The sequence below is a fragment of the Rivihabitans pingtungensis genome (assembly GCF_003201855.1).
Taxonomy (GTDB): Bacteria; Pseudomonadota; Gammaproteobacteria; order Burkholderiales; family Aquaspirillaceae; genus Rivihabitans; species Rivihabitans pingtungensis.
The window spans coordinates 35,054-50,125 of the sequence record NZ_QJKI01000021.1 but is presented as its reverse complement, the minus strand read 5'-3'; the positions used below and the strand labels follow the sequence as shown (position 1 = coordinate 50,125).

At 64.1% G+C, this 15,072-nt stretch carries 9 protein-coding genes; 4 read left to right on the top strand and 5 right to left on the bottom strand.

Annotated features, from left to right (window positions below; all coding sequences use genetic code 11):
* Position 1: 1 nt before the first annotated feature.
* From DFR34_RS13275 to DFR34_RS13260, 4 genes are all read left to right on the top strand, one after another.
* A complete protein-coding gene (locus DFR34_RS13275) occupies positions 2–1,003 on the top strand; it encodes a CoA transferase subunit A (RefSeq protein ID WP_110391644.1) in 1,002 nt (333 codons plus the stop codon).
* Positions 1,000–1,806 (top strand): CoA-transferase subunit beta, encoded by an 807-nt coding sequence (locus DFR34_RS13270; protein ID WP_110391643.1) that lies wholly within the window; start codon positions 1,000–1,002, stop codon positions 1,804–1,806. Before DFR34_RS13275 ends, DFR34_RS13270 begins: the two co-directional genes overlap by 4 nt.
* Before the next feature lie 45 nt (positions 1,807–1,851).
* Positions 1,852–2,637 carry an enoyl-CoA hydratase gene (locus DFR34_RS13265; RefSeq protein ID WP_110391642.1) on the top strand — a complete coding sequence of 262 codons (786 nt, stop codon included), beginning with the start codon at positions 1,852–1,854 and terminating at the stop codon, positions 2,635–2,637.
* Positions 2,638–2,879: 242 nt separating this feature from the next.
* A complete protein-coding gene (locus tag DFR34_RS13260; protein WP_110391641.1) occupies positions 2,880–4,217 on the top strand; it encodes a phenylacetate--CoA ligase family protein in 1,338 nt (445 codons plus the stop codon).
* Between the two features lie 34 nt (positions 4,218–4,251).
* On the opposite strand, the gene DFR34_RS13255 is transcribed toward DFR34_RS13260, so the two are convergent.
* The 5 genes from DFR34_RS13255 to DFR34_RS13235 form a co-directional block, all read right to left on the bottom strand.
* Entirely contained in the window at positions 4,252–7,158 is a 2,907-nt protein-coding gene (locus tag DFR34_RS13255; RefSeq protein WP_110391640.1) for a bifunctional diguanylate cyclase/phosphodiesterase, read from the bottom strand.
* Between the two features lie 214 nt (positions 7,159–7,372).
* Positions 7,373–8,215, bottom strand: a complete 843-nt coding sequence (locus tag DFR34_RS13250) for a sulfurtransferase (RefSeq protein WP_110391639.1) — start codon at positions 8,213–8,215, stop codon at positions 7,373–7,375.
* 559 nt (positions 8,216–8,774) lie between these two features.
* Entirely contained in the window at positions 8,775–10,424 is a 1,650-nt protein-coding gene (locus DFR34_RS13245) for a DUF6765 family protein (protein ID WP_110391638.1), read from the bottom strand.
* A 192-nt stretch (positions 10,425–10,616) separates the two neighbouring features.
* Positions 10,617–11,039 (bottom strand): HIT family protein, encoded by a 423-nt coding sequence (locus DFR34_RS13240; protein WP_110391637.1) that lies wholly within the window; start codon positions 11,037–11,039, stop codon positions 10,617–10,619.
* Positions 11,040–11,144: 105 nt separating this feature from the next.
* Entirely contained in the window at positions 11,145–14,999 is a 3,855-nt protein-coding gene (locus tag DFR34_RS13235) for a DUF3683 domain-containing protein (protein ID WP_110391636.1), read from the bottom strand.
* Between the last annotated feature and the right edge of the window lie 73 nt (positions 15,000–15,072).

Here is a 15,072-nt window from a genome sequence, read left to right as displayed (position 1 = left end):
CATGCCCGCCCATCGTTTGATTTCTCTGGCCGAAGCCGTGCGCCGCTACACCCGCGACGGCATGCAATACGCCAGCGGCGCCGCGCTGCCCATCGGCTCGGACGCCATCGTGTTTGGCCGCGAACTGCTGCGCCAGCGCCGCAGCAAGCTGCACGCCATCTTTCATTGCAATAGCCAGCAGCTCAATCTGCTGGCCGCCGCTGGCGCGGTGGACAAGGCCGAGTGCGGGTTTTCCGGGCTGGAGGTGTTCGGCTTTGCCAACGGCCTGCGCCGGGCGGTGGAATCCGGCCAGACCGCGCTGGAGGATTATTCCAATCTGGCCATGGCGCTGCGTCTGCTGGGCGGCGCGCTGAACTGGCCATTTGTGCCGGCCACCGTCAATATCGGCTCGGACATCCAGCACCGCTCGGCCTTCGCGCCCGAAGACTACCCGTCCACCACAAAAATCCCGACCGTCACCGACCCGTTTTCCGGGCGGGAAATCGGCGCCTTCAGCCCGCTGCGGCCCGAATTGGCGGCCATCCATGTGTCGCTGGCCGACCCGCAGGGCAACGCCATCATGCTGGGCAGCGAGTGGAGCCGCTTTGAGCTGTCGCGCGCCGCCGGCAAGGTGATCCTGATTGCCGACGCCATCGTCGATGGCGCTTGCATGCTGCAATTCCCCAATCTGGTGCGCATTCCTGACATTCTGGTCGAGGCGGTGGTCTATCACCCGTTTGCCGCCTGGCCGCAAAGTTCGCCCGGCTGGTACGACGCCGACGAGGCGCACATGCTGCACATGAATCAGGCGCTGGCCACGGCCGAAGGCACGGCGCAATACCTGAATGAATTTGTTTATGGGGTGAACAGCCTGGACGACTATCTGGCGCGCATTGGCGACGATGTCCGCGCCCGCCTGTCGGCCACCGCCACCGGCTTTTTGCTCGACCCGTTTCGCCAATGGATCAAAACCCCCGAGCAAGTGGCGGCGCTGCTGGCGCACACCCCGGAGACGCACGCATGAGCGAGCTGCCTTACACCCGTCAGGAAATGATGGCGATTGCCGCCGGCCGCGAGCTGCGCGACGGCGAGCTGGCCATTTTTGGCGTTGGCCTGTCCATGCTGGCCGGCTATTTTGCCCAGGCGCACCACGCGCCCCGACTGCGCTCGATGACCGAAGGCGGCGTGTACGGCGCCACGCCAGTGGGCGGCCTGCCCTGGGGCATTGAATGCAACCGGCTGTCGGCCAACGCCACCAGCTTTACCCATGCGCTGGATGCGCTGGGCTTTCTGGTGGCGTCTGGCCGTTGCGATGTGGGGATTATTGGCGCGGCGCAGGTGGACAAGTTTGGCAACGTCAACACCACCGGCATCTGGCAGGATGGCCTGGGCGAGCATTACCGCGCGCCAGACACCCGGCTGACCGGCGCGGGCGGCGCCAATGACATTGCCTGCGGCGCCGGGCGGGTGGTGATCATGGTCAGCCATGAAGCCAAGCGCTTTGCCGAACGGGTGGACTACATCAGCTCGCCCGGCTATCTGGAAGGCGGCAACGCCCGCGCCCGCCATGGCTTTGTCGGCGGCGGCCCATCCGCCATTGTCACCACGCTGGGCGTGCTGCGCCCCGAGCCAGACAGCAAGGAATTTGTGCTGACCGGCTATTACCCGTTTTCCAGCGTGGCCGAGATTCAGGCGCACACCGGCTGGGCCTTGCGCGTGGCGGCCGATGTGCAGGAAATCGCCCCGCCCAGCTCGGCCGAACTGGCGGCGCTGCGCCGGGTGGATGTCACGGGCGCCTTGCGCAAGCCAGCCAAGCACGGCAAATGACCATTGGCTATCATGCGGACACCCCGAGGAGAACGGAGAACAACCATGAACGACACCCCCTATGTGCTGCAAGACCACCAGGATGGCGTGGTCACCCTGACGCTGAATCGCCCGCAGGTGCGCAATGCGCTGTCGCAAGGCATGCTGCGCGCGCTGCTGGCCGCGCTGGCCGACATCGCCGCCAACCCGGACGCCCGCGTGGTGGTGCTGGCCGGCGCCGGCCCGGCTTTTTGCGCCGGCCATGACCTGAAAGAACTGCGCGCCGCCGATTACGCGCCGGACTACACCGAGGCGCTGTTTGCCGACTGTGCCGAGCTGATGCAGGCGATTGTCGCCCTGCCCAAGCCGGTGATCGCCCGCGTGCACGGCGTGGCCACCGCCGCCGGCGCGCAATTGGTGGCCAGTTGCGACCTGGCGCTGGCGGCGGCGGACGCGCGCTTTGCCACCCCCGGCGTGAACATCGGCCTGTTCTGTTCCACGCCGATGGTGGCGCTGTCGCGCAATATCAGCCACAAGCACGCCATGCAGATGCTGCTGACCGGCGAGCTGATCGACGCCGACACCGCGCTGCGCTTTGGCCTGATCAACGACTATGTGCCGGCCGCCGAGCTGGAAGCGCGCACCACGGCGCTGGCGCGGCAAATCGCCAGCAAATCGCCGTTGACCCTGGCGATGGGCAAACAGGCGTTTTACCGCCAGGCGGAACTGCCGCTGGATCAAGCCTACGCCTACACCCGCGGGGTGATGGTGGCCAATTTGCAGGCCCGCGACGCGCAGGAGGGAATTAATGCTTTTATCGACAAGCGCCCGCCGACGTGGTGCGGGCAGTAAGCGTCGCTCACAAAATGCAGCAAAGCGCGCCTGGCCTGGCGCGCGGCGGCAGACAGTACACGCAGTGCGGCAAGGCTGGGTTTGGTGAGCGGCCTAGCCTGCGTCATTTCAAGAACGAGATTTATCCGGCGTTCTGAGCCCGCTGTAGTCCGCTTGGATATAAGCGCATAACCCTTGCTTCGTTCCGGCCGCCGGCGCGGCGGCCGACAATGCCGGCTTTGCCTTGCTGCCGGAGCCCGCCGATGAGCCACCACGCCGCCGATGACCGCCGCTATTGGGACGCCGCGCTGGAAACCCAGTCGCGCGCCGACTGGGACGCGCTGAAACTTGCCTTGTTGCAAGACCACCTGCGCCTGGCCTATGCACAGTCGCCGTTTTACCGCCAGCACTTCGACGCCGCAGGCGTGCGCCCCGAGCAATTGCGCACGCTGGATGACCTGCGCCGCTTTCCGTTTACCCATAAGCACATCCTGCGCGAGCGCCAGCTGGCGGTTCCGCCGTTTGGCGACTTATTGGCTGCGCCCGAGCGCGACATTGTGTATGTGTCGGCTTCCAGCGGTTCGACCGGAGTGCCCACCGCGTCGCCATTCACCGCACGCGATTTTGACGACTGGATGGATTACGAGGCACGCCAATTCTGGTCGTCCGGCTTGCGCCCGCACGACCGTTATTGCCATGCGCTGAATTTCTCGCTGTTTGTCGGCGGCCCGTGCGTGCTGGGCGCGCAAAAGCTGGGAGCCTTGTCCATCCACGCCGGCACGCTGCCGTCCGAGCGGCTGCTGGCGGTGCTGCGCCAGTTTCAGGCCACGGCGATGTGGACCACGCCGTCCTACGCCTGGCATCTGGGCGAAACCGCGCTGAAAGCCGGGCTGGACCCACGCAGCGAGCTGGCGGTGCGGCGGATTTTTGTTGCCGGCGAGCCGGGCGGCTCGATCCCGGAAACCCGCCAGCGCATCGAAGCGCTGTGGGGGGCCAAGGTGTATGACTACTACGGCCTGTCGGATATTTTTGGCTCTTGCGCCGGTATGTGCGAAGAGCAGGACGGCCTGCACTGGGCGGAAGACCATATTCTGGCGGAAGTGCTCGACCCGGAAACCGGCCTGCCGGTGGCCGATGGCGAGCGCGGCGAGCTGGTGCTGACCACGCTGAAAAAAACCGCCCGTCCGTTGATCCGCTTTCGCACCGGCGACATTGTCTCGTTCACCACCGAGCCCTGCCGCTGCGGACGCACCTCGCAACGCATGCTGGGCACTCATGGCCGGCTGGACGATATGCTGATCATCAAGGGGGTGAATATCTTCCCCAGCGATGTCGAAGCGGTGGTGCGCGCGCTGGTGGGCTTCAATGGCGAATACCGGCTGGTGGTGGAGCGCGAACAGCATCTGGACCGCCTGCGGGTGGAAGCCGAGCGCGCCGACGCCAGCCCGCACGCCGATGGCGAACTGGCGGCGCAGCTGGCGCGCCAGCTGAAAGCCGTCACCGGCGTGTCGGCCGAGGTGGCGGTGCTGGCGCCAGACACCCTGCCGCGCGCCACCCACAAGGCCAAGCGGGTGGAAGACCGCCGCCAGCAGGTGTGGTAAGCGTCGTTTAACAGGCAGGCAAGGGCCTGGTCTACTACCCTGCCTGGCCCGGCGCGCCGCTCACCCGCCCCTGTGTGCTGGCCAGCCAGCTGTCCAGTTGCTCGATCGGCATCGGGCGGCCAAACAGATAGCCCTGGAAGGCATGGCAGCCGTTGTGCTCCAGAAAACTGCGCTGGGCTTCGGTTTCCACCCCTTCGGCGATGACTTCCAGCTTCAGGCTGTGCGCCATGGCGATGATGGCGCGCACAATGGCCTCGTCGTCGCGGTCGGTGGTGAGATCGCGCACAAAGGATTGGTCGATTTTCAGCTGGTCAATCGGCAGGCGCTTGACGTAGGTCAGCGAGGAATAGCCGGTGCCAAAATCATCCATCGAGAAGGCAATGCCCAGCGTGCGCAGCGCCTGCATGGTGGCGATGGATTCATTGACATTGTCCAGCAGCAGGCTTTCGGTGAGTTCCAGCTTCAGCCGCGACGAATGAATGCCGTGGCGCTGGATCAGCCCGTGCACCGATTCGGCAAAGCCAGGCTGGTGAAACTGGCGGGCGCTGACATTGACGGCAATATGCAGGTGGGCGGTGGCCGGCGAGTGGGCCCAGACGGCCAGCTGGCGGCAGGCTTCTTCCAGCACCCAGTTCCCCAGCGGCAAAATCAGGCCGGTGTCTTCGGCCAGGGCAATAAACTCGCCCGGCGGCACCAGCCCACGTTCGGGGTGCTGCCAGCGCACCAGCGCCTCCACGCCGCGCACGCGCTGGCCGGGGCCGATCTGCACCTGATAAAATAAGCGCAACTGGCCTTCGGCAATGCCCCGGCGTAGTTCGGACTCCCAGAGCAGCCGCGCTTCCAGCGCCTCTTGCATGGCCGGCACAAAAAAGCGCGCCACACCACGCCCGGCCGCCTTGGCCTGATACATGGCGGTATCGGCGTGCTTGAGCAGTTCTTCCACACTTTCCCGGCAGCCAAAAAACACGCTGACGCCAATACTGCACGAGCTGTGATGCCGATAACCGGCCAGCTCGAACGGCGCTTGCATGGCCTGGATAATCGGCGTGGCCACCCGCTCGGCCTCGCCCACCGCCTGGGCAAATTCAACGGACAGGTTTTCCAGCATCACCACAAATTCATCGCCGCCCAAGCGCGCCACGGTGTCGGTTTCGCGCACGCACTGCTTGAGCCGCGCCGCCACTTCCACCAGCAGCAGGTCGCCCACATCGTGGCCCTGGGTGTCGTTCAGCGATTTGAAATTGTCCAGGTCGATAAACAACACTGCGGCGTGGCGGCCGTGGCGTTCGCTATTGAGCAGCGCCTGGTGCAGGCGGTCCAGCAGCAGACGGCGGTTGGGCAGGCCGGTGAGTGGATCGTAAAAGGCCAGGTGGCGGATTTGCTCTTCGGCGTGTTTACGCTCGGAGATATCCGAGAAGGTGGCAATGTAGTTTTCGATGGCGCCAGCGGCATTGCGCACCACGGCAATGCGCAGCCATTCCGGGAAGATCGACCCATCCTTGCGCCGGTTCCAGATTTCGCCATCCCATTGGTCTTCCTGCTTCAGCCGCAGCCACATGGCCTGATAAAACGCGGCATCGTGGTAGCCCGAGGCAAACAGCGACGGGCTCTGGCCAATCACGTCTTCGGCGGCATAGCCGGTAATCTGGGTGAATGGCCGGTTGACGGTGAGAATGCGGTTATCCGCATCGCAGATCACTACCGCCTCGCTGCCGCCCTCGAACACCGCAGCCGCCAACTGCAACTTGCGGGCGTGCTCGCGCAGTTCCTGATTTTTTTGCTCCAGCCGCGCCTGATACTGGCGCACCATGGCGCGCATGCGGTGGGTAAAGCGCCAGGAAAACACCAGCGCCCCGGCCAGCACCAACAGGGTGATGCCGGCCCCCACCAGCAGCCGGTTGCGGGCGCGCCCGTCTACTGCCTGCTGCTCGGCAGCCATCACCTGGTCAAACTCGTCCAGATACACCCCGGTAACCAGTACCCAGTTCCATGGGGCATACACGCTGACATAAGAGAGTTTTTCCACCAGCGCGTCAGAATCCGGGTGATGCCACTGGTAACGCACCAGCCCACCGCCGCGTCGCGCCTGGCCAAGCACGGCCTCCACCGCGCGGCGCTCCTGGCCGTTCAGTTGCGAAACGAGCAGGCCTTCCGACTGCGGCCGGGTGGGCGACACCAGTACGCGGCCATCCATCGACAGCACGGCCACATAACCATGCGACTCAAAACGCACGCCGCGCAGTTGGCGCAAGGCCGCCTGCTGCTGGTCTGCCTCGATATTGGAGACATATTCCCCAGCGCCAATCAGCCAGTTGAACGGGGCGAATGTTCGGGCATAGGCGATTTTTTCGCGCATGGTTTTTTCGCCAGGCGGATACCAGTAATAGCGGGAAAACCCGGCGCGCTGAAGATTCTGGGTGGCTTCGACCAGGCCACGCATGATGTAGTGGCCGGTAGGGTCCTGGTTATTCCACAGCGAGCTGCCTTCCAGCTGTGGCGAGGTGGGCAGCAACACACACTGGCCGTCCAGGGTGTCGATGAAGTAATAACCACGGCCCTCAAAAAAGCGCAGGGGGCGCAGCGCTTCAATCACCATGGTCTTGATGCGGGCCTCTTCCTGGTGGCCATGGTTGAGCCGGTATATGGTTTCGGCAATGCTGACCGCGTGGTCTACCCGCTGCTGGATTTCGGCGCGCAGCACCGATTCAGCATTGCCGCGCCGGTAATCCAGATCCTGGCCGATGGCCTCGGCCTCGCGTTTGAGCAGGGTTTGCTGCTCTTGCAGCGCGCGCTGACGCAGGGTGACCATCACCCCGTCAAAGTCGTGACGCTGCACCACAAAATAATAGCCACCCAGCAACAGGGCAATCAGCAGGGACATGCCCACCATGCCCAGCAGCAGAATGCGGGCCAGCCGGCGTTCGGTCAGATCTTTCACCATGCGAAGTCATCCACACATGTGCGGGGGCACAGACGCGCGCCGGGGTGGCCGGCGCTGCGGTGGGAGGGTTTTTGGGCGCAACACACGAAGGCGGGGATAAGCATCGGCTTGCGCAGCCGCCCGAGGGGCGGCGTGTCTGATTGAGAAACGCTGACGATTATGCAGAGCCCGCCGGGCCCGGGCAAGCCGCGCAGGCGGGCGGGGCTGACCTGGATCAAGCGCCGGTAGCCACCGGGCGCGCCGGGTTGGCGCACCACTCGCTCCACGAACCCGGATACAGCCGGCCGCCGCCCAGGCCGGCGTGCGCCAGCGCCAAGAGATTATGGCAGGCGGTCACCCCGGAACCGCACTGATGAATCGCCGCCCCAGCCGGCTGGCCGTCCAGGCAGGCCAACCATTCGGCGCGCAGCGCCGCCGCCGGCTTGAAGCGGCCGTCAGCGTCCAGATTCAGCTGAAAAAACCGGTTGCGCGCGCCAGGAATATGCCCGCCCACCGGGTCCAGCGTTTCATCCTGGCCGGCAAAGCGGTTGGCGGCGCGCGCGTCGATCAAGCGTAGCGTGGGCGTGGTCAGCAGGGCCAGCAGTTGATCGGCGTTCAGCGTGGCCTCCAGCGTCGGGCGCAGCAGAAAACCGCCATGACCGCGCGCGGGGGTGATGGCGTCCAGCGCGCCGCCCGCGGCCTGCCAGGCCTGCACGCCGCCATCCAGCACCGCCACCGCCTCATGGCCCAGCCAGCGCAACAGCCACCAGGCGCGCGCGGCAAACATGCCGCCAGCGTCGTCATACGCCACCACTTGCGTTTCCGGGCCAATGCCCAAGGCGCCCAGGGTCAGCGCCAGCCGGCCAACATCGGGCAGCGGATGGCGGCCGTTGTCGCCAGTGCGCGGGCCGGAGAGGTCTTCATCCAGATGCAAGAAATGCGCGCCAGGCACATGCCCGGCTGCGTAAGCACGCCGGCCGTAGTCGGTGTCGGTCAGCTGGTGGCGGCAGTCGATCAGCACAACGCTGCCGGCCGCGCGGGCGGCCAGCTCGGCGGCGGAAATCAGGGTGGTGAACATGGCGAAGACTCCTGGTGCGACGGGCAAGATTGCTGGGTGATTCTAGCTGGCGGGGGCGAGGATGACAAAGTGATGTGGGTTTACGCAATATGCCAAAAAAAAGCCTATCGACCCTAGCGACATGGCACAGACAGCGCTGTGGCGCAGCACGACAGGGCAATGGTACAGATCCTTTTATCGTGCATTTGACTGATGTTTATCCACAATCGACAGGTCAGAGACTGTCCACATCCTCTCTGATTTGTGGTTTTTTAGATGGAATCATGAAAAAAGAAGGTCTGTAGCGGCTGGCAGCGTGTTCATTTGCGGATGTGGGCTGATTTCATTCATGCGAGCCCTACCGCTCACCTCCTAGCGTTGCCCGTACTGTCTGCGATCCGCATGCACTGAGTATTGTGGGCGGCTCTTAAGCCAATAGCGCCTATCTCGCAACACGCGGATAGGCGCTTCAGGCGCTTCATACTCAGCGCTCAACTCATGCCAATAAAATACATAAAAGCACTTTTTAATTCATTTGCAATGTTGCGCGTCACCCCCATTTTTCACCATGATGCCCCTCTCACAGGTAATGAATCACCCACTCCGTGTCGGCTGACGTGCCGGACGAGGTGGACAGCCATTCGCGACCGCAGCTGATGGCCTTGGTGGTTTCCTGATTGCGCAGGCGGATGGCGTCGCCCGAACGGATCGGGCCGCTGCTGCCGTCGGCTTTTTCCAGCAGCCAGCTTTGCCGGGTGGGGGCATAGCCGTCATAGTAGTAATACAGGGAATCGCTGGTGCGCCAGTCGCCCAGGCAGTCTTCCGGGCCCACGGCCGATTCTTCGGTGATGATTTTCACCAGCCCGCCGGTTTCCAGCGCCTGACGGCCATCCACCATCACCAGTTGCAGGGAAATCGGCGAGGTGGCCGCGCGTGGGAAGCAATACTTGATGCCACCCAGCAGCGTGCTGCTGCGGCTCATCGGGCCGATATACACCGGGCGACCCGAGCGGGAGGCCAGTTGCACCCGCTGCACGGCGCAGTTGGGGTTTTCCTGAATGGTGATGGCCGCATCGGTGCGCAGCACATCGCCCACCAGCTGGACATGGCGGACGGCGGCCTGGTTGAAGCGGTAGTAATCGGTGCCAGGCTGATTTTCCAGTGCCGTGCGCTTGTATTCATCCAGCCAGGCATCGGCGCGGAATGGCGGTGGCGCGCCAAAGCATTGGCCGTCGAATGTCCAGCTGTCCAGTGCTTCGGCCCACTTGCGTGTGCGCACCTTGGCGTTGGTGTTTTCCAGCATCTGGACCAGGGCATTGATCTTGAACGTCACGTCTTCCGACAGCGGGGCATATTGGTTGATCACAAACGGCTGGCCGGTCAGCACGCAGCGCATGGCCTGGATCATCTGCCCCATGCCGTTCAGATAGTCGCGCGGATTGTTTTTGAAAATCGGCTGCCCCGACCACTTGGCCGGGTACATATAGCGCATGAACGGATAATCCGGCAGATGCCCCATGCGACCGTGGCCCAGAAAGGGCATGCCCCAGTAGCTGAGGGAGGTGCCCGGCGAAAATTCTTCCCGCCCTTGCCCGCCCGGCCCCCATTTGATTTCTGCGGTACTGCCATCCGGAAACACCCGGGTGACCGGATTATCCGCCTCGTTCACGCACCACGACGGCGTGCCGGCAAAATAGGTGTGTGCCCAGGTATCGGCCAGCACATGCATGCGCACACCAATCAGGTGCGGCAGGTAGGGTTGATCCTGGTGGTTGAGCAGGTCGTTGACCATATTGGCCACCAGCGGGCTGTTGGTCAGGCACAGCATGCTGAATTCTTCGGCGCACTGGTCGTCGTAACGCCAGCCACGCGCCTCGGTCGGGCCTTCGTAGCTAAACGGTGCGTCGGGGCCATAGTTGCCCGGCAAAAAGTGAAAACACGCCCAGACCCGGCGCAGATGGCGCAGATAGGCTTCGCTCCAGCCGGTGCGGGTGCTGCTGTCCCATTTCCACAGATTGACGGTATCGCGGATCAGTTCATTGGTGGACTGCACGGTGGGGTGCGGCTTGAAGTCCCTGATCCAGAAACCGGCGTCCTTGTCCTGTAGCCGGCTCATGTCCGATTCGTCCACATACTGGGCGGCATGGGCAATAGTGGTGGCCTGAGGCTTGTCAAAGCCGGCCAGTCGCGCCGCCAGATAGGTGGCCTGGTAGTGCATGTCGATTTCCATCCTTCGGGCTCCTTGGGGGCAAGTTGGCGGTGAACGCCACTGCGCCGGGGCCCCGCGCGCCCGATGCAGTCCGGCTGCCATTCACCGACCGGGAACAGGCATGCAGGAGAGGACGCGGCAAGGGAGAAACTGTGAGGCCTTTGCCGGCAGACACCGGCAAAGGCCTCAGGACATGCAATGATAAAAAACCACTCAGGGATGCTGATGCAGGGTGGCCAGCCGTTCGCGCAGGCAGTCGGCCAGATGGGGCAGGGTGTGCGCGGTGGCCGCTTCGCGCTGCGGCGTGGCCCAGACCGGCGCCGGGAAGTGGCGGTCGTCAGCAAAGCGCGGGATCACATGCCAGTGCAGATGCGGCACGACATTGCCCAGGCTGGCCAGGTTGATCTTGTCCGGGCGCAACACCTCGCGCAGCAGGGCTTCCACTTGCAGCACGGTGTTCAGCAGGTAGTAGCGGTCCACCGCCGGGAGGTCGGTCATCTCGCGCACATGGGCGTTCCAGATCACCCGGCAAAAGCCGGGGTAATCGGCGTCGTTGACCAGCACGATGCGCAGCTTGGCGTCGCGGTAGAGCAGTTCGCCGCCGTCGGCGGCGCAGAGTTCACAGGCTGAGGGCATGGTGGGCTTTCAGAAAAATGGCCCGTGCAGGACGGGCCAAAAAAATACCGTGTAGACAGGGCGGCGGATGCACGCTGGCGCACCCGCCGCAGCTGTGAGCGTCGCTTACAACAACACCCGTTCCACCCCGCCCTGGCTGGCCTTGGCCACATAATCCGCCATCCAGTTGTCGCCCAGCACCGCCTTGGCCATTTCCACCACGATGTAATCGGCGTCAGCGTTGGCGTCGTCGTGGTAGCGCGACAGGCCTTGCAGGCAGGCCGGGCAGGAGGTGAGGATTTTCACTTCGCTGTCCGGGCTTTGCTCGCGCAGGCCGGCGGCCACTTTGCGGATGTCTTCTTCCTTGCGGAAGCGCACCTGGGTGGAGACATCCGGGCGGGTGGCGGCCAGGGTGCCGGATTCGCCGCAGCAGCGGTCGGTCAGCTTGACTTCGCTGCCCATCAGCTCGTTGACCACCTTCAGCGGGGCGTGGGTCTTCATCGGCGTGTGGCAGGGGTCGTGGTACATATAGCGCACGCCTTGCACACCGTCGAGCTTGATGCCCTTTTCCATCAGGTATTCGTGGATGTCCAGAATCCGGCAGCCGGGGAAGATCTGGCCAAAGGCGTATTTTTGCAGCTGGTCCATGCAGGTGCCGCAAGAGACAATCACCGTCTTGATGTCCAGATAATTCAGCGTATTGGCCACGCGGTGGAACAGCACGCGGTTTTCCGTGGTGATGGCCTGGCCCTTGTCGGCGTTGCCGGTGGCGTTTTGCGGGTAGCCGCAGCACAGATAGCCGGGCGGCAGCACGGTTTGCACGCCAGCGTGGTAGAGCATGGCCTGGGTGGCCAGGCCCACCTGGCTGAACAGGCGCTCCGAGCCGCAGCCGGGGAAGTAAAACACCGCTTCGGCGCCTTCGCTGGCCTTTTGCGGGTCGCGGATCACCGGCACGATGTTCGGGTCTTCGATGTCCAGCAGGGCGCGGCTGGTTTTCTTGGGCAGATTGCCCGGCATCGGCTTATTGAAGAAGTGAATCACCTGGCTCTTCACCGCCGGCTTGCCCACCGTGGACGGCGGCTGGCTGGTTTGCTCCTGAATCAGGCCCAGGCGCTTGAACAGCTGGTGGCCGGCGCGCTGCGCCTTGTAGCCCAGCCCCATCATGCCCGCACGCATGGCCTTGATGGTGGCCGGGTCCTTGGCGTTGAGGAAGGCCATGGCGGCGGCGGTGCCGGGGTTGAATTTTTTCTTGCCGGCCTTGCGCAGGAAGTTGCGCATGGCCACCGACACATCGCCAAAGTCGATCTTCACCGGGCAGGGGTTCACGCACTTGTGGCAGACGGTGCAGTGGTCGGCCACGTCGGTGAGCTCGTCAAAATGCTTGAGGCTGACGCCGCGCCGGGTTTGCTCTTCGTACAGGAAGGCCTCAGTCAACAGGCCCACGCCCAGAATCTTGTTGCGCGGGCTGTACAGCAGGTTGGCGCGCGGCACGTGGGTGGAGCACACCGGCTTGCACTTGCCGCAGCGCAGGCAGTCTTTCACCGAGGCGGAAATCTCGCCCAGGTCGGATTGCTCCAGAATCAGGCTTTCCGCGCCCAGCAGTTCAAAGCTGGGGGTGTAGGCGTTGCGCAGGTCGGCGCCCGGCAGCAGCTTGCCCTGGTTGAAGTGGCCTTTCGGGTCAACCTGTTGCTTGTAGGCGACAAACGGGGCGATTTCTTCGTCGCGCAAAAATTCCAGCTTGGTGATGCCAATGCCGTGCTCGCCCGAAATCACGCCATTGAGCCCGCGCGCCAGGTCCATGATGCGCGCCACCGCCTTGTGTGCGGTTTGCAGCATGTCGTAGTCGTCGGAGTTCACCGGGATATTGGTGTGCACATTGCCGTCGCCAGCGTGCATGTGCAGGGCGACAAACACCCGGCCGCGCAGCACCTGCTGGTGGATATTGGCCACCGCCTGGCGAATCGGCGCGTCGGTCTTGCCCGAGAACAGGGTGTCCAGGTCTTCCAGCAGCTCGCGCTTCCAGGAGACGCGCAGGGCAAAGTCGCGCATGGCGTGAAACACCGTGGCCGGGCTCAGGTGGGCGGCGCTGGGCTCCAGCGGCGCGTCCGGGTAGCGGGCGGTGTAATCGGCAAACGGCGCGTCCATCTGGCTGTTGATCCAGCTCCAGCGCGCACGCACTGCGTCAATCAGCGCCAGCGCGGCTTCGCGGCGGTCGCCCAGCAGCTCATCAGCGGTGACCGCGCTGCCCAAGGTGTCCACCGGCAGGCGGCCGTGGAAGAATTCGGTCAGTTGGTCGAGCAGGCGCAGCTTGTTGGCCATCGACAGCTCGATATTGATGCGCTCGATACCGTCGGAGTAATCACCCAGGCGCGGCAGCGGAATCACCACGTCTTCGTTGATCTTGAAGGCGTTGGTGTGGCGCGAAATCGCCGCCGTGCGGCTGCGGTCCAGCCAGAATTTTTTGCGCGCTTCCGGGGTGACGGCGATAAAGCCTTCGCCATTGCGAGCATTGGCCAGGCGCACGATATGGCTGGCGGCTTCGCCGACAGCGGCTTCGTCGTCCGAGACAATATCGGCAATCAGCACCATCTTCGGCCGGCCCTTGGATTTGGCCTTGGTGGCATAGCCCACTGCGCGCACATAGCGCCAGTCCAGATGCTCCAGGCCAGCCAGCTGCACGCCAGCCAGCACGCCGCCGCCGCCGGGCTTGAAGTAGTCGGTGATTTCCACAATCGCCGGCGTGGCTTCGGCCACCGTGCCAAAGAATTCCAGACACACGGTGCGGGTGTGCTTGGGCATGCGGTGCAGCACAAAGCGCGCGCTGGTGATGATGCCGTCAGTGCCTTCTTTTTGTACACCCGGCAGGCCGGCCAGGAATTTATCCGTCACGTCCTTGCCCAGGCCCACCTTGCGGAAGGACGGGCCGGGGATGTTCAGGGTGTTTTCCGACAGCAGGGTTTTGCCATCTGCGGCAAAGCGGCGCACCCGGAAGCTGGCCACGTCCACATCGTGAATCTTGCCGTAGTTGTGGCCGATGCGTTCGACAAACATCCAGTTGCCGTCCGGGTCGACCATTTTCCAGCTGGCCAGATTGTCCAGCGCGGTGCCCCACAGCACGGCTTTTTTGCCGCCGGCGTTCATCGCCACATTGCCGCCGATACAGGAGGCTTCCGCCGAGGTCGGATCGACGGCGAACACCACGCCCGCCGCGCTGGCGGCTTCGGACACGCGCGCAGTGACCACGCCCGCGCCGCACTGGATGGTGGCGTGCTTGCCTTCCAGGCCAGGCAGCTCGATGTATTCCACGCCCTGATGGCGGTCGAGTTTTTCGGTGTTGATCACCGCCGACTTGGGCGACAGCGGCACGGCGCCGCCTGTGTAGCCAGTGCCGCCCCCGCGCGGGATGATGGTCAGGCCCAGTTCGATACAGGCTTTGACCATGTGGGCGATTTCGTCTTCGGTGTCCGGGTAGAGCACCACAAACGGGTATTCCACCCGCCAGTCGGTGGCGTCGGTGACGTGGGCCACGCGGGCCAGGCCATCAAAGGCGACGTTGTCTTTGCGGGTGATGCCGGCAAAGCGCTGCTGGATCTGTTTGCGCAGCGCGGCCATGTCGGCAAAGGCGGCGGCAAAGCTGTCCACCGCCTGATGGGCGGCGGCGAGCATCTGGCTGACGCGCTCGTTGCCGGCGCGGCGCTGGCCGATGTCGTTCAGCCGGTGGCGCATGGCGCCCACCAGCAGGGTCAGCCGGCTGGGGTTGTCCAGCAGGTCGTCTTGCAGGTAGGGGTTGCGGCGCACCACCCAGATATCGCCCAGCACCTCAAACAGCATGCGCGCGGAACGGCCAGTGCGGCGTTCGCCGCGCAGCTCGTTGAGCAAGCTCCAGATGTCCTCGCCCAACAGGCGGATGACGATCTCGCGGTCGGAAAACGAGGTGTAGTTGTACGGAATTTCGCGCAAGCGGGGTGTGGGAGCGTTCATCGGGACTCGCGGCAGCGGCCAAATACGGAAAAGTCGTTCATTTTAGCGGAATTGGCGCGCTGCGAAAAACACG

Coding starts and splice junctions, on each gene's coding strand:
- DFR34_RS13250 (WP_110391639.1), bottom strand. CDS start 8,215: ATGTTCACCACCCTGATTTCCGCCGCCGAGCTGGCCGCCCGCGCGGCC.
- DFR34_RS13245 (WP_110391638.1), bottom strand. CDS start 10,424: ATGGAAATCGACATGCACTACCAGGCCACCTATCTGGCGGCGCGACTG.
- DFR34_RS13235 (WP_110391636.1), bottom strand. CDS start 14,999: ATGAACGCTCCCACACCCCGCTTGCGCGAAATTCCGTACAACTACACC.
- DFR34_RS13270 (WP_110391643.1), top strand. CDS start 1,000: ATGAGCGAGCTGCCTTACACCCGTCAGGAAATGATGGCGATTGCCGCC.
- DFR34_RS13240 (WP_110391637.1), bottom strand. CDS start 11,039: ATGCCCTCAGCCTGTGAACTCTGCGCCGCCGACGGCGGCGAACTGCTC.
- DFR34_RS13260 (WP_110391641.1), top strand. CDS start 2,880: ATGAGCCACCACGCCGCCGATGACCGCCGCTATTGGGACGCCGCGCTG.
- DFR34_RS13265 (WP_110391642.1), top strand. CDS start 1,852: ATGAACGACACCCCCTATGTGCTGCAAGACCACCAGGATGGCGTGGTC.
- DFR34_RS13275 (WP_110391644.1), top strand. CDS start 2: ATGCCCGCCCATCGTTTGATTTCTCTGGCCGAAGCCGTGCGCCGCTAC.
- DFR34_RS13255 (WP_110391640.1), bottom strand. CDS start 7,158: ATGGTGAAAGATCTGACCGAACGCCGGCTGGCCCGCATTCTGCTGCTG.